Genomic DNA, 24172 nt, shown 5'->3' on the forward strand with positions numbered 1-24172 from the left:
CTTCTGGACATCATAAGCAGACAACCAAACAGGCTTAACCGGCCCATAGTCGCTGGTGCGACGATTGGCTTTCATGGTTAGCTCATTAGCCAGATTGAATACTTGATTGACTTCATAAGCCATCTCACGCGGAACCTTTGCGTGTTTGTCTTTTACTCTGACTGATAGTGTTTTGGTCTGAATGCTCATAATAGTTTAATATAAAGACTTAAATGGCTATTTACAAGATTGGTCTAATGGAATTGAGAAAGGGTAGAAGATGTGTCTTTATGGAGTCCGAGTTATTTTGCGGGTTCAGTAGGAGGAGCGCCAATAGGCATCCTCAAGCAATACATCGAGCAGCAGAATAGACCACATTAGGAGTCCTGACGGACTCCTAGCTTTCCTTCCCAGTACTAAAAGTACTGGGCTTGACGCTCTTTTCGGTCAGTTAAGCCCCGTTATTCTTTAATAGTCGATGTCAAAGAACAAGAATAGAGCAGGGGCTGAACATAAGAAAGAAATTTTATTTAGCCGTTAAAAGTGAATAGTCGTATGAATAAAGGGAAGAACAAAAAAAAGTTAACGTATTTTGATTGTCTTGGATTTTGTACAGGCCAGATTATAGGATCTGGAATATTCGTCTTAACAGGTGTTGTCATAGGGTTCACAGGACATGGAACACCTTATGCCTTTATAGTTTCCGCATTCTATGCTTTAGTTGTAATGCTACCTAGCGCTGTATTAGCCTCTACTATACCCGCCAGTGGCGCGGGATTCAGTTATGTCAAGAAGCTCCTCGGCGATAAAGCAGGGTTTATGTACCTTTTTATGTTTGTATTAACTCAATTGCTTATAGCAACATTCGCAAAGGGATTTGGCAGTTACTTTGTCTCTTTGTTTCCAACATTTAATGAAAATACCATCGCCATAGGTGTTCTGATACTGTGTACAGCTATCAACCTGATAGGGTTAAAGACGTCCGCAAAGGCACAAAAGACGATGGTTGGATTACTGATAGTCTCTTTATTAGCTTTTGTCATATTTGGTCTTCCACAAGTAGAGTGGTCAAATCTCGCCATAACTACGGCTAATATTATGCCAAATGGATTTAAGGAGTTTATTCATGGCGCAATATTACTCTCATTTGCGGCAGGAGGTGCCAGGTATGTAGCAGAAAATGGAGAGGAAATAGAAGAGCCAGGAAAAACAATTCCAAAGGCAATGATAACGTCAACACTAGGTGCGTGCGCACTTTATGCGTTGTTAGGCATTGTGGCAAGTAGTGTATTACCAATAGAAGAGGTGGCTTTTAAAAATCTGACCCTTGTTGCGCAGAATATATTTCCTCCATGGCTATATGTTTTCTTTGTCGTAGGTGGAGCGATGTTTGCGTTATTGACAACACTTAATGGAACACTGTCCTGGGTAACCAGGGGCCTTCAGGCAGCAGCAAAAGAGGGTTGGCTTCCAGACGCTTTTGCTAAGGAAAATAAAGGAGGAACGCCAGTATTATTATTAGGATTTTTCTTTATAGTGGGAATCGTCCCTATTATTACTGGACTTGACTTAAAAACGATAGCCGATATGGGGATAGGTTTTGACCAACTATGTGAAGGTATTTTAATTGTTGCCGCGTTTAAACTGCCTAAAAAATACCCGGAAGCTTTTAAGAACGCACCGTTTACATTCAAGGAAAGTACATTCTATATACTGTTGACAACCTGTATTTTTTTAAGATTTGGAAGTGCTTATGTTGAGTTAGCAGAATTGGAATCAAAACTTTATATCGCTGTAGCTATAGCTGTATATATCATTATCGCTTATATGTTCACATATATAGGATATAGGAATGTTACCGATAAAAAGTTAAAAAGTAGAGAAATTCAGCTGGAAGAAAACATGCGTTAATAAAATGGTTCTGCTGCAAACTGCCAGTCAGCTTTGAAGCGGTGCTCGATTCAAGCAATAAATCCGACAGGCTCCTGGGGGTGCTGTGACCAGATGGTTCAGTAAAACCATATAAGTAAAGCCATATAAAATTATTTAACTGGTAAAATCGAAAAAATAACCTAGAGTATTTCATCTGTAGTAAAAAGTAAAAATAATCGGTACGGGTGAAAAAAATGTCTCAGGTTATAGTGTTATTTTGTCAACTAGTGAGTATCAGTCAGCGAGCGCGTGACGTTGCTCTCTTAAAGGCTCCCATAAAAGCCCCCATAAAAATAGCTTTGGTTCTTTTTTTTTACTCATCCACTGCTTTGTCGATGATGGATCCAGAGTCATGCTCATCTGAACAATTAGATATAAGTACAGATAGCGCGATAGCAAATATACATGCGCAAATATCAGGTGATTTAACGCTGACTGAGGAAGGCTTTAAACTATTGCTTCCCAGCATTTATGTGGAAATGAAAAGGCAGGAAAAAAAACACTGGTTTTCCAGTGACGAAGAAAAAATACCTGCTATGAAAAAAGATGAATTCAACAGCTTGACAGGCGCCTGGTCTTTTTTGGGGGAGAAAAATAATATGAAGGAATTGGATACCGAAAAACTTCATGAATTATACCGTAAGTTTATCACGTGGAAAACGCCAGAGGAAGCGGCTGAAGGTGTCTTCACTCTATTTCAAGAAAATGGCGGGAATTATTATTCTCGTTTTTATAGCTCAATAATTTGGTGTTACTACCTTTGTACTGCCTGGAAAAACCAACACCGTAAGCTCTCTGATGCTGACAGTCACCATAAAACAAAAGAATTAGTCGACAAAGCATTGGTAAATTTCACGGCTATAGTCGATGCATTTGAAACCGCTTTAACAGGATATGACCCTTCACGAACTGTATTTGTAGATAGCACACTAAAATCGGGATGCAAGCACAGTAATCCTTTTCTGACACTACCAGAAATATTATGCGCTATAAGCCCAGTATACCCATGTCCTATTTTTCAGGGGCTAAGTTGGAAAGGCGAAAGGCTGAGTTACAAAGTTGAAAAGCTGAATTTGGAAGGTGAAAAAAGTACGCTGACATTCAGTGGTTTTTTGAAAAAGTCATTGTTTATTCTTTTGGAAACTTACGAAATGAAGAAGATATCCCATGAAGTATATCAGGAAGAACCTGCGTTTCTCAATCTGTTTTTATCAGAGCATGACAAAACAGGAATAATTTATGAACACATGAAATTAGCTGCTAACGACGATCCTGTCATTGCTTCTGCACACTTAATGTATAATTACCCTATTGCCTTGTGGTCCGATGAAATTAAGACGCTTGAGAAACGAGTGGCAGATAGAAACTATAAAGAAGCAACCCTGGATGATCCGTTACCTGAGCACATAGTAGATTACCTGACAACGTGTCTGGCAGAAGCAAGCCGGGTTGTCAGCACTATAGATCATTTTATGCATTTTTATTTGGTAGAACATAGCAACATCCTTAAAAGTGAACAAGAGGATTTGAAAAAAACAATCTCTGCCAAAGCAAATGGTAAATTATACGAAAAGGCAAAACTCTTTTTTGAATGGATTGAAGAGAACGAAAAAGCGAGAGTCAGTTTTAGAAAAGCTTCTGCTGTTTTAATAAAGATAAAAAGGAGAGACCTCGATAAATATATCAAAACAGAATACCCAAATCTTTTTCCGGATGCCAAATAATGCTGTGGGGCTGTGTTAATAAACTCATTCAACTTTAATCTTGACCTGCCAAGACTTCCCCCTTGGAAGTGGGGCGCACACGGTGCTCCACCCAAGGCTGACCGGCGGCGGGCCGGTGAAATTGTCAGGCGGTCACTCGCAAGAGGCAGCATGGCTTTCTCGGTGGCGATTCACTGGTCAGTCAGTTTTTTTCGCAAATAGTGCACAATCGCACTTAAAAATGAAGAAAGTTTTTTTAAAGTGACTACACTGTTCATTACCACACTCAAAGGTGGTGTAGCCCATTTTTGTTTGATATCGTTTGATTGCGGACGAGCACCTTGCTGATGCCAGGCACGTATGGATTTCCTCTTTTGGTAGAGCATCCACCACAGTTGGTCGGTTTGGAGTATGAGCTTAAGTATTAAGGGTGTTCCAATGTACGGGAAGCCACGTTTCTGAAAAATAGCAGATGTCAGAAAAGGCTGTAATTGGTTATAAGCTCCAGAGTTATAAAAATTGAATAAATACTTATTGTTTTTCTTCATGTCTTTGTCGTTTTTTTTAACCGATAGAGTCTACGCTGGTAAAGGTGAATATGAATATACCGGGAATTTTGTTTATCTCCCAGGTATAAGTAACAGTCATACCAGCCTGCCACCTAATACGAACATAAGATTGGCTGAGCCTATTTGTGATAGTTTTTTTTTGATTATTTATATTTAAAAGAAATGAAACATAATGTTCGAGAATTAACCCACCATTCCACAAAAATCGCTCATCACTTTTTGTCTTGTAAGAGACAGCATTCAGATAAAATTTTGGCATTAATCGTCAATATTTTTTCTAACCCCTGCAATTGCCAGCACTTTGTTGATTTTTTGACTTTTATCGCCAACAGGATTCTGGAATGTGATTTAACAAGTTGGACAGAACAGCCCCTTGTCATGGTCGCCAACGGCCTGGGCAAAGTGGTTGACAGCCAGAATGAGCAAGGCCCCTTTTACCAGGTTCTGACTGCTATTGCCACCGTGATTCTGGGGTTTGAGTTAGCAAACTGGCCAGCACAGTATCTGGCTTCGGTTTCCAACGGTTTGGTCAAGGTGGCTGACAGCCAGAATGAACAAGACCCTGCCTACCAAGCCGTGGTTTTTATCGCCATCGTGGCCCTAAGAGGTGAGTTAACAAGCTGGCCCGTTCAGTCTTTGGCCATGCTCACCAACGCCCTGGGCAAGGTGGTTGACAGATGGGAGAAACAACACCCTGTTTATCAGGCTCTGATTGCTATGGCTGGAGTGATTACACCACAGGCTCTTAAAACAAATCGAACGGACTGGACACCACAGCATCTGGCTATGGTCGTCAACGGCCTGGGCAAGGTGGCTGACAGCCAGATTGAACAAGACCCTACCTACCAAGCCCTGATCGCTATCGCTGAAGTGATTACACCGGAGGCTTTAGCGACAAATCAAGAGAACTGGACAGCACGGCATCTGGCTATGGTCGCCAGTGGTCTGGGCAAGACAGCCGATGGCAGGATTAAACAAGGTCCAGTTTACCAAGCCCTGATTGCTATTGCTGAAGTGATTACACCAGAAGCGCTGAGAACCAATAAAAAGTACTGGACAGCACAGAATTTCGCCATGGTCGCCGGCAGTCTAAGCAAAATAGCCGACAGCCAGAATCAACAAGACCCTGCTTACAAAGCCCTGATTCTTATTGCTGACGTGATTACATTGAAGTGGCTAAGAACAAATCAAAAGGGCTGGCTAGCACAGTATTTGGGCGTGGTCACCAACGCTTTGGGCAGGGTGGCTGACAGCCAGAATGAGCACGACACAGCTTACAAGACCCTTATTTCTATCGCGACTGTGGTTCCGAGATATGATGTAGCAAAGTGGACAACAAAACCTCTGGCCATGGTTATCAACGGTTTGGGCAAAGTGGTCAACAACCAGAATAAGCAAGACCCTGTCTATAAAGCTCTGACTTATTTGGCCACCGTGGTTCTGCAATGTGATTTTGCAAGTAGTTCAACAAAGGATCTGGCCATGGCCACCAACGGTCTGTGCAGGATGGCCGACAGCCAGAATGAGCAAGACCCTGCTTACCGAGCATTGATTGCTATCGCCTCTGTGCTTCTGGGATGTGATTTAGCTAACTGGACAGCACATGATCTGAGTATGATCACCAACGGTCTGGCCAAGGTGGTTGACAGCCAGAATAAGCAAAACCCTATCTACCAGGCACTGATTTATATCGCCAAAGTCATTCTGGAATGTGATGTAACAAGCTGGCCCGCACAGCCTCTGGCCATGGTTGCCAACGCGTTGGGCAAGGTTTCTGACAGCCAGAATAAGCAAGAATCTACTCATCTGGCACTGACTTATATCGCCAAAGTGGTTCTGAGGCGTGATTTAGCAAGTTGGTCAGCACAGCCTCTGGCCATGGTTGCCAACGGTTTGAGCAAGATGGCTGACGGACAAAATGGGAAAAATCCTGCCTACCAGACTCTGGTTTCTATTGCAACCGTGATTCTGGAAGCTGATCTGGTAAACTGGCCAACACCGTATCTGGACACGGTCGCCAACGCTTTGGATAAAGTGGTCAACAGTCAGAATGAGCAAATTTACAATGCGCTTTCTGCTATACAAGCCATAAAGTGTGTAAATGACTTTCTATAAAGCGCCAGGAGCCTGACCGAGAATAGCGCCCGTAGCGAGGATTACGAGAAATTGAGGATAAAAATTTCTGCTTCTGAGGATAATAGCGGGGCTATTTGATGAATAGGCAGGAATTTTTAGACCCATTTATCGCAACCGCAGTAGGGTAGTCTATTCTCGGACAGGCTCCTAGCCCGGATATTTCATAAACTGCCCTTAGAGCCGCAAGGAGCAAGCAAGGCCAGGAGCATGTTTATGAAATATCCGGGCTAGAGGTAGAAGTAATGATTAAAACGTTTGTCTCGTTCCCACGCTCCGTGGTAACGCATACGTCACCAGAATACGGGAAGGAATTAACAGACAATAATTAAGAATAATTAAAGGATACCCAAGAATTAAAGGACACCTATAAATCCCCCATAAATTTATCCTCATCTTACTATGGTTGAAATTATGGGTGTCCCATATTTATTTATTTCCCCTATTTATCCTGGTCAGTCAGCTTTTTCCGCAGGTAGCGCACAATTGGTACTTAAAAATAAAGAAAGTTTTTTTAAAGTGACTACACTGCTCATTACCACACTCAAAGGTAGTGTAACTCATCATTGTTTGATTGTAGGTGAGCACCCTGTTGATGCCAGGCAAGACAACAGGCCGCAAGATGGACTTCTTTTAATAGGATATCCACCAGGGTTCACCAGGGTTGGTCAGTTTCGAGTATGATCATAAGTGCTGATGGTGTTCTGATATACGGGCGGCCAGGTTTCTGAAAAATAGAAGATGTCAGAAAAGGCTGTAATTAGTTATAAGCGCTAGAGTTAGAAAAATTGTATAAATATAAATACGTGTCATTGTTATTCATCTCTTTATTGGTTTTTTCAATCAATAACGTGTACGCTGGCAAAGTTGAAAAAGTTGAAGGTGAATATACAGGGGGCGTTATTTCTCTTAAGGGTATAAGTAAAAGTGATACTGGTATACAACCTGACAGGAGTAAAAAACTGGCCAGCCCCCTTTGTGATTATGTTTTTGATTACCGCTTTTTTAAAAGCATCAAAATTGATATTCAACAATTAAAAAAGCATTACAGAGGTGTCGCTAGTCACTATTCTGTTTGTGATAAACAGCATTCAGCTAAAGATTTGGCGTTAATCGTCAGTGTTTTTTCCAGCTTCAATAATGGCCAGCACTTTGTTAATTTTTTGTCTATTATCGCCACCGAGATTCTGAAGTGTGATTTAGCGAGCTGGCCAGTAAAGCCTCTGTCCATGGTCGCTAACGGTTTGGGCAAGGTGGTTGACGACCAGAATAAGCAAGACCCTGCTTACCAGGTTCTGACTGCTATTGCCATCGTGGTTGTGGGACGTGAGTTAACAAACTGGTCAGCACAGTATTTGGCTTTGGTTGCCAACGGTTTAGCCAAGGTGGCTGACAGCCAGAATGAACAAGACCCTGCCTGCCAAGGCCTGATTTCCATCGCCCCCATGGTTCTAAGAGGTGAGTTAGCAAACTGGCCAGTTCAGCCTTTGGCCATGCTCGCCAACTCCCTGGGCAAGGTGGTTCACAGATCGAAGACACAAAACCCCGTTTACCCGGCTATGATTGCTATCGCTAGAGTGATTACACCACAAACTCTTGAAGCTAATCGAGAGGACTGGACAGCACAGCATCTGGCTATGGTCGTCAACGGCCTGGCCAAGATGGCTTACAGTCAGAATGAAGAAGACCCTGCCTACCAAGCCCTGATTGCTATCGCTGAAGTGATTACACCGCGAGTTCTTAAAATGAATCGAAACGACTGGACAGCTTGGCATCTGGCCATGGTCGCCGGCGGTCTGGGCAAGGTAGTCGACAGCAAAATTAAAGAGGGTTCAATATACCAAGCCCTGGTTTCTATTGCTGAACTGATTACACCGGAGGTGCTAAGAACCCACCAAAAGAACTGGACAGCAAAGCATTTGGCCATGCTTGCCAGCGGTCTGAGCAAGATAGCCGATAACCAGAATAGACGAGAACCTGCTCACCGGGCCCTGCTTTTTATTGCTGAAGTCATCACATTGAGGGCGCTAAGAACAAATCAAAAGGACTGGACAGCCGGTCACTTGTCGCTAGTCGCCAACGCTTTAGGCAAGGTGGCTGACAGCCACAATGAGCAAGACCCTGCTTACAAGACCCTGATTGCTATCGCGACTGTGGTTCTGAGATATGATGTATCAAGGTGGGCACCAAAGTCCCTGGCCATGACTATCAACGGTTTGAGCAAGGTAGTCAATAACCAGAATAAGCAAGACCCTACTTATCGGGCACTGACTCGTATGGCCAAAGTGGTTCTGAAGTGTGATTTGGCAAGCTGGCAGGCAAAGGAGCTGGCCATGGTCGCGAGCGGTCTGAGCAAGATAGCCAGTATCCAGAATAAACAAGATTCTGCTTATCAGGCACTGGTTTCTATCGCCCCCCTGCTTCTGAGATGTGATTTAGTAAGCTGGACAGCACATGATCTGAGTACGATCACCAACGGTCTGGCCAAGGTGGCTGACAGTCAGAATGACCAGGACCCTATTTACCAGACACTGACTTATATTGCTAAAGTGGTTCTGGAATGTGATTTGGCAAGCTGGCCCGCAAACTCTCTGGCCATGATGGCCAACGGTCTGGGCAAGGTAACTGACAGCCAGAATAAGCAAAACCCCACTCATTCGGCACTGGCTTATATCGCCAAAGTGGTTCTGAAACGTGATTTAGCAAGTTGGGCAGTACAGCCTCTGGCCATGATGGCCAACGGTCTTGGCAAGGTGGCTGACCGACAAAATGAGCAAGACCCTGCTTACCAAATTCTGATTTCTATCGCGACCGTGATTCTGGAAGATGATTTAGCAAACTGGCGAATACAGCACCTGGACTTGGCTGCGGACGGTCTGGGTATGGTGGTCGACAGCCATGATGAGCGAATTTACAATGCTCTATCTGCTATACAAGCCATAAAGAGTGTAAAGGGCTTTCTATAAAGCGCTAATACCCATACAGTCGCATTCCCGCGAAGGCGGGAATCTACCAGAAAATGGACGCCTGCGAAGGCAAGAATCCATGCCAACCGTGTAATTCCAACTTTGTAGAAATGACAAAAGTAAAGGTGATTGCCTGTCTATACCAGTTTCGCGACACCCTCGCTTCGCGTGGTAACGCATACGCCACTAAAATACGGGCACAGGCGCAAAGAATGAGTCATACTAACGTTCAAAAATAACAGAATTAAAAATAATCAAAAAATAATCAAAGGACACCCAAAGAGAATTAAAGAAAAGAGAATATAAATTAAACGATACCCATAAACCTACCCTTATCTTATATCATTAAAATTATGGGCATCTTATATTTCGTTTTTCAGTATATTTCGTCATATTTCGTCATCCTATATTTTCATCCTATTTCCATATTTGCTTAAAAAGAAAGAACATTTTATTAAAGTAACTATACTGCTCATTACTGCACTCAAAGATGGCGAACCCCATCACTTTTGAGTGCAGGTCAGCACTCTGTCGATGCTCTTCAGACAACAGGCCGCAAGATGGATTTTTTCTTTTGATAGAACCTCCATGAGTGCTGGTCAGTTTGGCGTATGAGTTCAAGTGTTCGTGGTGTTCTGATGTGTGGGAAGCCCGGTTTCTGAGAAATAAAAAATATCAGTAAAGGCTTTAATTGGTTATAAACTTCAGAGTTAGCAAAATTGTATAAATACCTATCATTAGCTTTCGTTTCTTTAGTATTTTTTTCAATTGATAAAGGATACGCCGGCAAAAGAGAATATGAATATACAGGAAATTCAACCCATCTCATGGGTAAAAATAAAAGTGATACCAGCTCACATTCTTATAGCGGAAATCCGGTTGTTCCCATTTGTGATAATTTTTTTTTGATCATCACTTTTTTAGAAAAAATAGAGGTAATATTCAACAATTAACAGACTATTCCAGAGGTATTACTGATCACCTTTATTTTTGTAATAAACAGCATTCATCTGAAGACCTGGCGTCAATCGTCAGTGTTTTTTCCAGCCTCAGTAAGAGCCAGCACTTTGCTAATTTTTTGTCTATTGTCGCCTTCAAGATTCTGGTATGTGATTTAGCAAACTGGCCAGCAGAGCCACTGGCTGTGGTCGCCAATGGTTTCGGCAAGGTAGCCAACAGCCGAAATAAACAAGACCCTGATTACCTGGCTCTGGTTGCTATCGCCAACGTGATTCTGGGATGTGATTTAGCAAGTTGGGTACCACAGCATCTGGCTTTAGCTATCAACGGTTTGGTCAAGGTGGCTGATAGCCACAATGAGCAAGACCCTATATACCAAGCCCTGACTGCTATCGCCACCGTGGTTATCGAAGGTGACTTAACAAACTGGCCAGCGCAGCCTCTGGCTATGCTCGCCGACGCTCTGGGCAAGGTGGCCGAGAGGCAGAATGAACAGAACCCTGCTTACCAAGCCCTGATGGCTATTGCTAAAGTGATTACACCAAGCCTGCTAAGAACCCATCAAAAGGACTGGACAGCACAGCATCTGGCTATGATGGTCAACGGTCTGGGCAAGGTGGCCGACAGGCAGAATGAACAATGCCCTGCCTACCAGGCCCTGATGGCTATTGCTGAAGTGATTACACCGGAGGCTTTAGCAATAAATCAAAGGGACTGGACAGCACAGCATCTAACTATGGTCACCAATGGTTTAGGCAAGGTAGTCGACAGGCAGAATAAGCAATGTCCAATTCATCAAGTCCTGATTGCTATTGCTAAAGTGATTAAACCGGATCTGATAAGAACCAACCAAAAGAACTGGACAGGACAGAATCTGGCTATGGTCGCCAACGGTCTGAGCAAGATAGCCGACAGCCAGAATAAACAAGACCCTGCTTACCAGGCCATGATGTTTATTGCTGAACTGATTACATTGAGGGCCCTAAAAACAAATAAAAAGGATTGGGCAGCACAGCATTTGGGTATGGTCACCAATGTTATGAGTAGGGTGACCGACAATCAGAATGAGCAGGGCCCTTTTTACCCAGCCCTGATTTCTATCGCGAATTTTGTTTTGGAATGTGATTTGGCAAGCTGGTCAGCAAAGCCTCTGGCCATGGTCGCCAATGGTTTGGGCAAAGTGATCAAAAGCCAGAATGAGCAAGACCCTGCCTACCGAGCGCTGATTGCTATGGCCATCGTGATTCTGGGATGTGATTTAGCAAGATGGCCAGAGCAGGAACTGGCCATGACCACCAACGGTCTGAGCAAGGTGGTCAACACCCAGGATGAGCAAGACCCTGCCTACCGAGCACTGATTGCTATGGCCATGGTGATTCTGAGATGTGATTTAACAAACTGGACAGCACAGGATCTGAGCATGGTCACCAACGGTCTGAGCAAAATAGCCGACAGTCAGAATCAGCAAAGCCCTGCTTGTCAGGCACTGACTTATATCGCCAAAGTGATTCTGAAATGTGATTTGGCAAGCTGGCCCTCACAACCTCTGGCCATGGTTGCCAACGGTCTGAGCAAGATAGCCGACAGCCAGATTAAACAAAGCCCTGCTCACCGGGCACTGACTTATATCGCCAAAGTAATTCTGCGGCGTGATTTAGCAAGTTGGCCAGCACAGCCTCTGGCAATGGTCGCCAATGGTCTGGGCAAGGTAGCCAACAGCTGGAATAAAAAAGCCCCTGCTTACCAGGCGCTGATTGCTATCGCCACCGTGATTCTGGAACGTGATTTAACAAGCCTGCTGATTCAGCCTCAGGCCTTGTTCATGAACGGTCTGGGTAAGGTGGCCGACAGCCAGAATGAGCAAATCTGCAATGCTCTATCGGCTATGCAAGCCATAAAGTGTGTAAAGGACTTTCTATAAAGCGCTGGAGGTAGACGTTCCCCCACGCTCCGAGGGTATCGCAAAAAGGCTAAATACGACTGTTTGTTTCTCTTCTGTCATTACTGCGAAGGCAAGAATCCATGCCAACCGTGTAATGCCAATTTTGCAGGAATGACAAAAGTAAAGGTGATTGCCTGTCTATACCCGTTTCGCGACACCCTCGCTTCACGTGGTAACGCGTACGCCACTAAAATACGGGCACAGACGCAAAGAATGAGTCATACTAACGTTCAAAAATAACAGAATTAAAAAATAATCAAAGGACACCCAAAGAGAATTAAAAGAAAGAGAATATAAATTAAAGGATACCCATAAACCTACCCTTATCTTATATGATTAAAACTATGGGCATCCTATATTCCGTTCCATATTTCGTTTTTCCGCATATTTCGTCATATTTCTTCATCCTATATTTTCACCCTATTTTCATATTTGCTTAAAAAGGAAGAAAATTTTGTTAAAGTCACTATACTGCTCATTACTGCACTCAAAGATGGCGTAACCTATCACCTTTGAGCGCAAATGAGCACTCTGTCGATACTCTTCAGACAACAGGCCGCAAGATGGATTTTTTATTTTGATACAACATCCGTCAGTGCTGGTCAGTTTGGCGTATGAGTTCAACTATTTGTGGTGCTCTGCTGTATGGGAAGCCAGGTTTCTGAGAAATAAAAGATATCAGAAAAGGCTGTAATTAGTTATAAGCTCTAGAGTTAGCAAAATTGTATAAATACTTATCATTGGTTTTCGTTTCTTTGTTGATTTTTTCAATCGATAGAGGGTACGCCGGCAAAAGAGAATATACAGGGAATTTAACTTATCTCGCGGGTAAAAGTAAAAGTGATACCCGCTTACAGCCTTATAGAAAAAAATCGGTTATTCCCATTTGTGATGTTTTTTTTTGATTATAACCTTGTTAAAAAAAATAGAAATAATATTGAACAATTAACAAACTATTCCATAAATATTGCTCATCACCTTTATTTTTGTCATAAACAGCATTCAGCTAAAGATTTGTCATTAATCGTCAGTAATTTTTCCAGCCCCGGGAACTGCCAGCACTTTGCTAACTTTTTGACGGCTATGGCCACTGAGATTCTGGCGTGTGAATTAGCGGACTGGACAGAACAGCCTCTGGCCATGGTCGCCAATGGTCTGGGCAAGGTAGCCAACAGCCGAAATAAACAAGACCCTGCTTACCAGGCTCTGATTGCTATCGCCATCGTGATTCTGGAATGTGATTTAGCAAGCTGGACACCACAGCATCTGGCCATGCTCGCCAACGCTCTGGGGAAGCTGACCGACAGTCAGTATGAACAAGGCCCTACTTACCAAGCCCTGATTTCTATCGCTGAAGTGATTACACCGGAGGCTTTAGCAACAAATCAAGGGGACTGGACAGCACACCATCTGGCTATGATCGCCAACGCTCTGGGCAAGGTGGCCGACAGGCAGAATCAACAATGCCCTGCCTACCAAGCCCTGATTGCTGTTGCTAACGTGATTACACCAGGGGCTTTAGCAACAAATCAAGGGGACTGGACAGCACAGCATCTGGCCATGGCCATCAACGGTTTAGGCAAGGTGGTCGACAGGCAGAATGAGCAATGTCCAATTTATCAAGCCCTGATTGCTATTGCTGAAGTGATTACACCGGAGGCTTTAGCAATAAATCAAAAGGACTGGACAGCACAGCATATGGCTATGGTCGCCAACGGTCTGGGCAAGATAATCGACAGCCAGAATAAACAAGCCCCTGCTTATCGGGCCATGATGTTTATTGCTGAAGTGATGACATTGAAGACCCTGAGAACAAATAAAAAGGACTGGATAGCATGGTATTTGGGCATGGTCGTCGATGCTTTGAGCAGGGTGGCCGACAGCCAGAATGAGCAAGACCCTTTTTACTCGGCCCTGATTTCTATCGCGACCTTTGTTCTGGACAATGGTATAGCAAGGTGGGCAACAAAGCCTCTGGCCGTAGTTATCAACGGTTTGAGCAAGGTAGTCAACAACCAGAATAAGCAAGACCCTGCTTATAAAGCGTTGACTTATCTGGCCACTGTAGTTACGCGATATGATTTAGCAAGCGCTTCAACAAAGGATCTGGCCATGGCCATCAACGGTCTGAGCAGGATGGCCGACAGCCAGCATGAGCAAGACCCTGCTCACCAAGCATTGATCGCTATTGCCTCTGTGCTTCTGAGTTGTGATTTAGCAAACTGGACAGCACATGATCTGAGCATGGTCACCAACGGTCTGAGCAAAGTGGCCGACAGCCAGAATCAGCAAAGCCCTGTTTATCAAGCACTGGCTTATATCACCAAAGTGGTTCTGAGATGTAATTTGGCAAGCTGGCCTGCACAGCCTCTGGCCATCCTTGCCAACGCCCTAGGCAAGGTGGCTGACAGTCAGAATAAGCAAGACCTCACTCATCCGGCACTGACTTATATTGCCAAAGTGGTTATGGGGCGTGATTTAACAAATTGGCCAGCACAGTCTCTGTCCATGGTCGCCAACTGTCTGGGCAAGGTGGCCGACAGTCGGAATAAGCAAGACCCTGCATACCAAGGGCTGATTTATATCGCCGCCGTGATTCTGGAACGTGATTTACCAAGCTTGCTAGTTCAGCCTATGGCCTTGTTCATGAACGGTCTGGGTATGGTGGTTGACAGCCGGAATGAGCAAATTTGCAATGCTCTATCTGCTATCCAAGCCATAAATAGCATAAAAGACATGCTGTAAAAAGACATGCTGTAAATGAAACCAAACGCCTGAACACCTTTAGCAGCTTGGCATGACAGCCTGTCATCCAAGGTCGCAAGAACGGTTTATAGCGCTTTATCGAGCCTCTAAAGCAATAAAAGACGATGGGTATGAGTTTGACCATCATTCGGTGGCGCACGCAATCCACCGAACACCCGTTTACAGGCGGGCCGCTTATTCAGCCAAGAGCTGGCAAATAGTTTCTTTTTTTTATTGTATCCGATTGTAGCCCTATTAAAACTCGCTCCCTCTGTTTCTGGCTCTAAGTACATGACCAAATGAAAACATATATTTTCTTGCTGGCAGGCCTTGCAAGGCCTGTAGACCAACTTGAAAAGCAAATGGTCATGTACTTATCATCATTTTTAAAAAATACCGGCGTAAACTGAGCACAAGCCTTCAATTTACGCATTGAGTCTACTTGAGAAGATTATGAACAGGCTCCTATGAAGGGGGTGAGGTTTGTTCGCCTTCTGGCAACTGCACATTCACCTCTAAAATGGAGCAGTCACCCTCGTTGTCCAGGCGAATATTGATATGCTCCTGGGCCACTTCAATGTATTTTTGCACCACCTCAAGAATATCTTTTTGCATGGCAGGTAAAAACTCATGGCTTGCCCGGCTTATACGTTCGTGGGCGACTAGAATCTGGAGTCGCTCTTTGGCCACTGAAGCACTGCCTTCTTTGTTTGATTGGTTGGCGGAACGAAAGAGCTGCATCAGGTTCATCAGACACGGTCTCCAAACACACGTTTGAGAAGACTTTTTTTCTTGGCTTCGAGAAAACGATGGGGGCGCTGTTCGCCCAGGAAGCGGCTAACCATATCACTGTATGCCTGCCCAGCATCGGTTTCTGACTGGTGTATAACCGGTATACCCTGATTGGAGGCTTTCAGGACACTGCTGGATTCAGGTATTACCCCAAGTAAGGGAATGGCAAGGATGTCTTCCACATCGGAGACATTCAACATATCACCACGCTGAACCCGGCTCGGGTTGTAGCGGGTCAGCAATAAATGCTCTTTAACGGGGTCCAGCTTGCCTTCTGCCCGCCGGGACTTGCTTTGCAAAATACCCAGTATTCGGTCAGAGTCACGAACCGATGATACTTCCGGGTTGGTTGTGATAATCGCTTCATCAGCAAAGTAGAGCGCCATCAGCGCGCCGTGTTCTATGCCCGCTGGTGAATCGCAGATAATATAGTCAAAATCTTTGGCAAGGTCGTTCAGAATTTTCTCAAGGCCTTCTTTTGACAGAGCATCCTTATCGCGCGTTTGCGAGGCAGGCAGTACAGACAGATTCTCAGTGTGTTTATCTTTAATAAGTGCCTGATGGAGTGCAGCCTCACCGTTAATGACATTAACTAGATCATACACCACTCTGCGTTCGCAACCCATGATCAGGTCGAGGTTGCGAAGCCCGACATCAAAGTCAATTACCACTGTAGGATGCCCTTGCATGGCAAGACCTGAGGCAAATGACGCGCTGGTTGTGGTTTTACCGACTCCACCTTTACCTGAGGTTACTACGATGATGCGAGTCAAAAGATAGTCCTGTTTTCACTAAGGGCAGTGGCAATGAAAAGAATAACAGCGTCGTCTTGGCGGATGCGGGAATCCATTGTCGTAGTGGATTCCTGCCTCCACAGGAATGACAGGCTGTTGGTATTTTCTGAAATGCAGTGACCCTGAGGCAATAATAAAAAGTTTAATGTGACTTTTGTTTATCAATACCGCGGACAGTTTTAGACAGTCTGGTGTCTGATGCTACAAGGCCTACAGCTCAAGGGGGCGATTTTATGGTAACTCAACGGTAGGCGTGAGTTGCCATAAAATAACGATACACCTTCAAACCTTTGGCAGCCGTGGGCTTTAAGCATCAAAAACTGTCCGCAGTATTTGTTTATTAAACAGCAGTCTAGTCTGGTTAATCTTGTATACCAGACCAGTATTTCTTAAAGTTCCGTGATGTGCAAGTTTTCATCGGTGAGGCTGACCACTACGGATTTACCCCAGTGGGATTTATCTGCCTGAGCGGGCAGTTTGTAATGGCCGCAGATGGAAATCAATTCCGCTTCAAACTGGCGGCAAAAGAGCCGGGCTGCATGATTGCCATTGATTCCGGCCAGGGCGCGCCCGCGTAAAGGACCATAAACATGAATATGACCGCCAGCGAGTAATTCTGAACCGGTACTGACAGGCCCGAGTACAATCAGGTCTCCTGGGGCATAAACCTGCTGGCCTGAGCGAACAGGCCGGTCAATGATCATTGTTGTTGTATCTTCAGCGGTTTCTGGGGGGCTGTCAAGATGGTTCTGTTGAGCCCCTTCCAGCAGGTGGTTGTGATCTCGTGTCTTGATGCGAACAACATTGGCGTTAGTTGTAGTATCTTCCTCACCAGTGCCAGGGGTGAGGCTGTTTTTTATTTTTTCAGCGGGTAGCCAGGCTATGTCGTTCAGTGAGGCTTCTGTCCTGTGCTTGTCTGTTCCCCCCCGGACGGCAACCAGTAACATGCCAAACTCATGGAACAGTTGTCGCAGGGAGCCAAGGTTTAATGATGCCTGAGGCTGAGCCAGTGTTTCAAGGGCCAAAATGACAGGGGTTTGTTGAAAAAAATTAGGAGCCTTACGGGTTATAGTGTGCAATTGTTGTTTTATCTGTGCGCTGTCTGTGGCATGTAATTCCAGTGTGGTCAGTGTATAGCTGTCACCTTTTATCTGGAAAGCCACCAAGGCATTCTGGGGTTGCAGATCTGAATTCATGGCATTATAGCCTTGTTAAATGGTTAATTTGTGCCTCCTTTAACGTATATGTTCAGACATTTTATCTCTAGGAGCCTGTCGGACTTAAGGCAATTTCGGCCTGAAATCCAGAAAGAGCGACCATATTTTCCGATGAATTTGCTTAAACAGGTCAACTATTCGCACAAATCCATCGAAAAATCTGGCTCGCTCTACTGAATTTCATGCTCGAAAGCTTAAGCCCGACAGGCTCCTAGTTTTTGTCCATCCCCTGCGGGGCGGTAATTCACTAAACACATACACTTAGGGGCGTAGCAAAATAAATTATACCAACGTCGTTCCCGCAACAGCAGGGTTAAAGGTCATGATGGATTCCTGCTTCGCAGGAATGACGGTTTATTGGTAAGTTTTATAATGCCACTGCCCTAAAATGGCTTTATAGTTAATAGCCGCATTGAACTGAATAAGTCTCCCATACACAACTGTGACCATAAGGACATACTACCATTTGGTTAAGAGCTATCACGTGCAGCCCTGGATGACAAACTATTGATCTATGAGTATCGTATGGGCCTGGCGTTTGGTTTGTGCCCGCTTTGCTGGATGAAACGCCATTTGGCGTCATATAGTGAATATCAGCCGTGTTCCCTTTGGTGATGACCTCAGTATTTGTCTCAGTATTAGCGCTAGCAATAGAAGCCGCGCAAAGCAGTGCCGCAAAGATGAATGACTTACGCATTTCTTAACACCTTATCGCATAATGCAGCTATCCAGAACCAATACCTGAGTAAGTACATGACCAAATGAACACATATATTTTCTTGCTGGCAGGCCTTGCAAGGCGTGTAGACCAACTTGAAAAGCAAATGGTCATGTGCTTAAAGATAAAACTGAACCAGCTACATATTGATATCACAACATGCTAACGCATAGCTTTGGTCTGGCGCTAGTCTACTGTGATGATTTTAACCGGGTTGTTTTCACCACCCGCATTGACACACCATGTGCCAACTCCGTTTATCCCCGTGGTCGTAACGATAGGAGACGTCACCTGGAACCGCATATGCTTTCTAACAGGGAAGGTGATGTTATTATAGTAAAAAATCTGGTTTCTTTTGGCTAAGAGGCTGTCTTGAAAGTCGTCTTGAAAGCCCCTCCACTTCTCACGACCGGAGTACGGCTATTAAGACAACCTCTAAGAAGGGCTTTCCTCGACACCAGGAGATAAGGTTCATCGCCTTGCTGAGTCAAACGCTTATGTCAGCAGTGCTTGGGGAAGGTTCTTGGTACACAACAGTTGATCATTACTACTATGGGAAAACAGCACTCGCGCTCAGCACAGGCTGATTGCTTTCAATGGTTTTTTTTGCATCCAAAATATTGGCTCACCTGGTTTGGGCTGGCTTTGACAGCGTTATTGTCACTGCTGCCTTTTTCATGGATGCTGGCATTTGGACGTCTGTTGGGACGTCTTTTCTATCAGTTTGGTGGCCGCAGGGTATATATCGCCCGTACCAACTTGCAACGCTGTTTTCCGGATAAAACCGACGAAGCTTTAGAGGTTTTGTTGAAAAGTAACTGTGAATCCGTTGGAGTAGGTGTCATGGAGGTATTGATGGCCTGGTGGTGGCCACTCAAACGCCTGGAGCGGAAAATTTGTTTTGAGGGGTTGGAGCACCTGAAGAATAACCAGGGCCAGGGGACGATTTTGATGGTGCTCCACTTCACCACCATTGAAATTGCCGGGGCAGCGATTGCCTTACGCCATAACTTGCATGGCACGTATCGGACACACAAAAATCAGGTGTTTGAATACATGCAACGCAGAAAGCGACAGCGGTACGGTATTAATAATACCGGTCGGTTAATTGAGCGGCGTGATATACGAGGTATGTTGCGTGTGTTGCGTGCAGGTGGAACCGTTTGGTATTCACCGGATCAGGATTATGGCCCTAAACAAAGTGTGTTCGCTCCCTTTTTTGGCGTTCAGGCGGCAACCGTCACCGGGACGTCGCGGCTGGCGCATATCGGCAATGCCCGTGTTGTCCCCATGACCATGGCGCGATTACCAGGCACCGAAGGCTATGTCGTAAAAATACATGCACCGTTAGAATGGGCCGCGGGAAATGACAACAAAACAGATGCGACCCAGTTAAATGCATTTATTGAGGAGCGAGTCAGGGAGCACCCGGAGCAGTATATGTGGCTACACCGGCGGTTTAAAACCCGGCCAGTGGGGGAGGAGACATTTTATCGGCGATAAATAGAGGATGAGTCAGCTTCACTGGCTCTTTGCCTGATTGCAGTGCATTAAAACTGCCCTGCTTTGAAAAGCGCTGTTGTAAAGGTGGCAATCGTAAAGCAGGTTGCTCAGTAATACCAGACAGGCTGCTATTACTGGACGATCAGAAGTGATAGAGCTTCCATCTCGTCTGGGAGGCGAAGGCGATACTGTTTATGGGCAAAACGCCCACTTGGTCACCTTGGTTGACCGAAAAAGTCGCTTTACTCTTATGAGCAAAGTGGATACCAAAAAGTCTGAAACAGTGGCGGACACAATGAAACGCTTGGCTTAAGCGAGTAGCAATCACTGTAAATTGAAGCATTCTATTCTATTATGAGCTATTTTATTCAATCAACCCATCTATTAATTTTAAAAAAATAAAATGATTAAATGAAAAATTAATCACTAGGCATTTTATGAAACATCTAAAAGTATTGTTAAACTATCTGCTATTATTTAGATTCCATATATTGTCGTGTATAATTTTTACAGTGCCGTGCGCTAACTTTCATTTGTTGTCAGTGCCATCCCCTTGGCCTGTGTTGGATGTATTGTTTAAACCAGAAAACAAGTTTTATAGAAAACCGACGTTTAATGGGTTACAGGATTATAATAAAGATAATTTACAACATTTACTTGGCTGTCATATAACTGAGAATATTTCAAGGGGAGAAGGCAGCGTCATAAATACATTGAAAGCATCAATGGTTTTTAAGCAGGAAAAAATGTCTCGCGTCAAACAAACTGATCCGACAGTATTGATGATGGCCGCTTCTTCATCCACTGATCAACCCATAAGAACACTGAGTGATTACGCTGCTGTTTATTGTCACTCTCTACGTAACCTGGTTAAACCACCAGCGCCTTCACAGGAAATACTGTCGCCAGAGTCTTTGATGAGTGAGGCAGAAAAGAGACTTTTGTCAGTAGAAGAGATGGACGCTATGCAGCAGTATATCAGTGAGCAAACTAAAATCACTATCGGAGAAGACATCCCTTATCTGGAAACGCTACCTGCGGATACGCCACTGTTTTATCAATTTTATTGTATGGATGATCAGACACGCATTGATAAAAGAGCTATTCGTATTTTTAACAATAACTGCGCCATTGACAGATCACGGCCTGCCATCATTCTCATGCATAGCTCGCTGGCCAATGAAGGATTGGAATCACAGATAAAAAAACTGGTTCAGAAAAATGAAAATGCTTACTCAGTTGATATGAAAGAACTGCTCCCTCAACTCTCGGCTTTTGGTATTAAAATTACCGAAGGGAAGAATCAGGAAGGGAATTTTATTCTGCGTGTTGACCCGACAGATTGCGACCCAGACATGCTGGATTGGAGTTGCTTCTGTACTAATGTGCGGGAAATCAATTCACTTTTTATTCTTATGGATGCGATACAATGCATGGCCATGTTTAATTGTGACAAGGTCTGTGCGTCGGCCGGCGTTAAGACGCTTAGTGACGGATGTATAAAAATGGACTGGGATGTAGAGTTACTAGAGCCCATTGGTCCACTCCAGTGCCTAAATGGAATCAGAGTCTATGTTACTGACTGGATCGAAAGGGAGGGGCGCCACAATCAGTTAACACACTGTTTGCAGCCGGAAATGGGACTGGTAGCAGTGGCTTGGCCGAAGCACCCGGTCATGTTTTATTCACTGGGGTTCAATCGTAAAATTTACACTAACTTCCGCATGTCTGTCGCCAGGTTATTTTGTCAAAACCACGAAATTTCTGTCTTGTTTGAAAAAGAAGTGACTGTGATCCTGGACAATATTAATGTATTAAAGATGTTGTCTCCTAATGACGAAAGAAACAAGATTGCTAAGGCGATTGACCCTGATCAGCCATTGAGTCTTTGGTTTCTTAACTCAACAAGCTGGCTGCAGAAAATTGCTTTTCCGTTAGGGAAAGTAAAAGTGGACCAAAGCAGGGTTTGGAATATTCGTTCGTGGAAGAAACCGGAGTCTGCCAGCTCACAACCAGGCAATCAGCCTGAAAAGCAGACACGCAAAGGTTGCGCGTGTAATATTCTCTGACTCTCACATAATGGCCGGTGCCAGAGAAAGAGCCTTGGAAAGAATCTTAAATGGTCGTGTTGTCTAGGAGCCTGTCCGAGAATAGACTACCCTACTGCGGTTGCGATAAATTGGTCTAAAAATTCCTGCTTCTTCGTCAAATAGCCCCACTATTATCCTCAGAAGTAGAAATTTTTATCCTCAATTTCTCGTAATCCTCGCTACGGGCGCTATTCTCGGTCAGGCTCCTAGGAGCCTGACCGAGAACAGACTGCGCTACTGCGGTTGCGATAAATTGGTCTAAAAATTCCTGCTTCTTCGTCAAATAGCCCCGCTATTATCCTCAGAAGCAGAAATTTTTATCCTTAATTTCTCACAATCCTCGCCAAGGGCGCTATTCCCGGTCAGGCTCCTGGTTCTGTTGATATAATACCAACCGTCTTTTCTAACCACCGTAAGGGCTGGCAAATTGGGCGTCAGACCAGTAGAAACGATGAGTAATAGCCCAGCTATCACGAGGATTTCGCCTTGTCTTTCCGCCTGGATAGCCATGCTCATAACGGGGTTAGAAAGTTTGATGGGTATTACTTCACACCATCAGCCGCTTGATCAAACGTTGCAATAATTTCAGCCTCGGGCTCAGCAGAGATCAGGCTCACAGCCACAATGCTAATAGTCGCAATGATAATACCGGGAATAATTTCGTACAGGTCAAACAGCCCGCCCGTTAACTGCTTCCATACCACCACGGTCACTGCGCCAGTAATAATGCCAGCCAGGGCGCCACTGCCTGTCATTCGCTTCCAGAACAGGCTCATCAGTAAAGCCGGGCCAAATGCTGCCCCGAAACCTGCCCAGGCATAGGAGACCAGTCCCAGAACAGAGCTGTCAGGCGTCATCGCCAGAGCCAGGGCAATTAATGCCAGTACAATAACAGCGACGCGCCCTACGTTCATCACCTCTTTTTGAGAGGCGCTTTTACGGAACACGGCTTTATAGAAATCTTCAGCCAGAGCTGAGGAAGACACCAGTAATTGAGAGTCAGCCGTGCTCATGATCGCTGCCAGAATAGCGGCTAATAAAATGCCCGAAATCGCCGGATGGAACAGGGTGTTAACCAGCACCATAAAGATGGTTTCCGGGTCATCGAGGGTGCCACTTGTTGTCCCCGTAATGTGGGTCATGCCAGCGAGGCCCACCATAAACGCGCCGAGCATTGAGATACCGGTCCATGAGACAGCAATCCGGCGAGCTGTGGGAATATCCTGTTCAGAACGGACGGCAGTGAATCGGGCCAGAATATGCGGTTGACCAAAATAACCCAGCCCCCAGCCTAGCAGCGAAATAATGGTGATCCAACTGACGGCTTCACCGCTTATCTGTGTAAAAGGGTTTAGCAGTTCTGGATTGATCGCCTTCACTTGGTTGAAAACCTGCGCAGCACCGCCTTCGAGCTGTATGGCAGTGACAGGCACAATCAATAGCGCTGCTGCCATCAATAGCCCCTGCACAAGATCCGTCCAGGATACAGCAAGAAAGCCGCCAAATAAGGTGTAGGAAATAATGCATGCAGTACCGATAATCACAGCGACCTGATAATCCAGACCAAATACTGTTTCAAACAGTTTACCGCCAGCGACCAGACCGGAGCTGGTATAGAACAAAAAGAATAACAAAATAAAGAAGGCAGAAATCACTTGCAAGGACTTTGAGGTATCTTTAAAGCGGTTAGTGAAAAACTCTGGCAAGGTCAGGGAATCGTTGGCCACAATGCTGTACGCGCGCAGGCGACGGGCCATCACCAACCAGTTGAGCCAGGAGCCGATAAGCAAACCGAGGGCCAGCCAGATCGCTTCCATACCGGCTGCGAACGCATAACCGGGTAATCCCAGCAGCAACCAGCCACTCATATCGGAGGCGCCAGCACTCAGTGCTGCGGGCCAGGGACCTAACGAGCGGCCACCGAGGAAATAATCAGACGCGCAGGCCGTCCGCTTCCAGGCAATATAGCCGATGGCTAGCATGGCAATAAGGTAAATACAAAAGGTGCCGATGACGACGTATTGAGTGTCGGGCATAAGTACTCCATTTCCTTTTTATAATTTCTCAGAGGCAGTCTTAACACTCTGCGCGTAGCGAGGATCGAGAGAAACAGAAGAGAAAAAGTCGAT

16 protein-coding genes and 2 pseudogenes are annotated in these 24172 nt (G+C 44.9%); 11 read left to right on the top strand and 7 right to left on the bottom strand.

The features are described from left to right. The coding region (locus V4C51_RS03665) for a hypothetical protein (protein ID WP_330924774.1) at positions 1–189 on the bottom strand (189 nt) is incomplete at its 3' end. 75 nt (positions 190–264) lie between these two features. Between V4C51_RS03665 and V4C51_RS03670 the strand changes: the two are divergent. From V4C51_RS03670 to V4C51_RS03680, 3 genes and pseudogenes are all read left to right on the top strand, one after another. Continuing rightward, positions 265–360: pseudogene (locus V4C51_RS03670) on the top strand (transposase); the annotation flags it as partial. 174 nt (positions 361–534) lie between these two features. Then, a complete protein-coding gene (locus V4C51_RS03675) occupies positions 535–1890 on the top strand; it encodes an APC family permease (protein WP_330924775.1) in 1356 nt (451 codons plus the stop codon). 215 nt (positions 1891–2105) lie between these two features. Continuing rightward, on the top strand, positions 2106–3635 hold the full coding sequence (locus V4C51_RS03680; RefSeq protein WP_330924776.1) for a hypothetical protein: 1530 nt from the start codon (positions 2106–2108) through the stop codon (positions 3633–3635). Positions 3636–3805: 170 nt separating this feature from the next. Here V4C51_RS03680 and V4C51_RS03685 read toward each other — a convergent pair whose 3' ends face one another. Next, the gene (locus V4C51_RS03685) at positions 3806–4162 is read right to left on the bottom strand and encodes a hypothetical protein (RefSeq protein WP_330924777.1); all 357 of its coding nucleotides are present in this window, start codon (positions 4160–4162) and stop codon (positions 3806–3808) included. Positions 4163–4435: 273 nt separating this feature from the next. Between V4C51_RS03685 and V4C51_RS03690 the strand changes: the two genes are divergently transcribed. From V4C51_RS03690 to V4C51_RS03705, 4 genes are all read left to right on the top strand, one after another. Then, entirely contained in the window at positions 4436–6298 is a 1863-nt protein-coding gene (locus tag V4C51_RS03690; protein ID WP_330924778.1) for a hypothetical protein, read from the top strand. Positions 6299–7104: 806 nt separating this feature from the next. After that, positions 7105–9282 carry a hypothetical protein gene (locus V4C51_RS03695; RefSeq protein ID WP_330924779.1) on the top strand — a complete coding sequence of 726 codons (2178 nt, stop codon included), beginning with the start codon at positions 7105–7107 and terminating at the stop codon, positions 9280–9282. Between the two features lie 1078 nt (positions 9283–10360). Continuing rightward, positions 10361–12163: a hypothetical protein gene (locus V4C51_RS03700; RefSeq protein WP_330924780.1), complete on the top strand. Its 1803-nt coding sequence runs from the start codon at positions 10361–10363 to the stop codon at positions 12161–12163. A gap of 909 nt (positions 12164–13072) precedes the next feature. Continuing rightward, a complete protein-coding gene (locus V4C51_RS03705) occupies positions 13073–14929 on the top strand; it encodes a hypothetical protein (RefSeq protein WP_330924781.1) in 1857 nt (618 codons plus the stop codon). Between the two features lie 465 nt (positions 14930–15394). On the opposite strand, the gene minE is transcribed toward V4C51_RS03705, so the two are convergent. From minE to V4C51_RS03725, 4 genes are all read right to left on the bottom strand, one after another. Continuing rightward, complete coding sequence (gene minE, locus V4C51_RS03710) at positions 15395–15679, bottom strand: cell division topological specificity factor MinE (RefSeq protein ID WP_420797628.1); 285 nt, start codon at positions 15677–15679, stop codon at positions 15395–15397. Then, positions 15679–16494, bottom strand: a complete 816-nt coding sequence (gene minD, locus V4C51_RS03715; protein WP_330924782.1) for a septum site-determining protein MinD — start codon at positions 16492–16494, stop codon at positions 15679–15681. The genes minE and minD overlap by 1 nt, the downstream gene beginning before the upstream one ends. A 410-nt stretch (positions 16495–16904) precedes the next feature. Further along, entirely contained in the window at positions 16905–17711 is an 807-nt protein-coding gene (gene minC, locus V4C51_RS03720; RefSeq protein WP_330924783.1) for a septum site-determining protein MinC, read from the bottom strand. Between the two features lie 421 nt (positions 17712–18132). Next, entirely contained in the window at positions 18133–18429 is a 297-nt protein-coding gene (locus V4C51_RS03725; RefSeq protein ID WP_330924784.1) for a hypothetical protein, read from the bottom strand. 180 nt (positions 18430–18609) lie between these two features. Between V4C51_RS03725 and V4C51_RS03730 the strand changes: the two genes are divergently transcribed. From V4C51_RS03730 to V4C51_RS03740, 4 genes and pseudogenes are all read left to right on the top strand, one after another. Further along, positions 18610–18813 carry a hypothetical protein gene (locus tag V4C51_RS03730; protein ID WP_330924785.1) on the top strand — a complete coding sequence of 68 codons (204 nt, stop codon included), beginning with the start codon at positions 18610–18612 and terminating at the stop codon, positions 18811–18813. A 189-nt stretch (positions 18814–19002) separates the two neighbouring features. Beyond that, the gene (gene lpxL, locus V4C51_RS03735) at positions 19003–19953 is read left to right on the top strand and encodes an LpxL/LpxP family Kdo(2)-lipid IV(A) lauroyl/palmitoleoyl acyltransferase (protein ID WP_330924786.1); all 951 of its coding nucleotides are present in this window, start codon (positions 19003–19005) and stop codon (positions 19951–19953) included. Between the two features lie 50 nt (positions 19954–20003). Further along, positions 20004–20260, top strand: a pseudogene (locus V4C51_RS17855) (IS30 family transposase); the annotation flags it as partial. 439 nt (positions 20261–20699) lie between these two features. Further along, entirely contained in the window at positions 20700–22022 is a 1323-nt protein-coding gene (locus tag V4C51_RS03740) for a hypothetical protein (RefSeq protein ID WP_330924787.1), read from the top strand. A gap of 563 nt (positions 22023–22585) precedes the next feature. Here the strand turns inward: V4C51_RS03740 and putP are convergent. After that, a complete protein-coding gene (gene putP / locus V4C51_RS03745) occupies positions 22586–24079 on the bottom strand; it encodes a sodium/proline symporter PutP (RefSeq protein ID WP_330924788.1) in 1494 nt (497 codons plus the stop codon). Positions 24080–24172 lie beyond the last annotated feature (93 nt).

The sequence above is a fragment of the Candidatus Sororendozoicomonas aggregata genome (assembly GCF_031528575.1).
Classification (GTDB): Bacteria; Pseudomonadota; Gammaproteobacteria; order Pseudomonadales; family Endozoicomonadaceae; genus Endonucleibacter; species Endonucleibacter aggregata.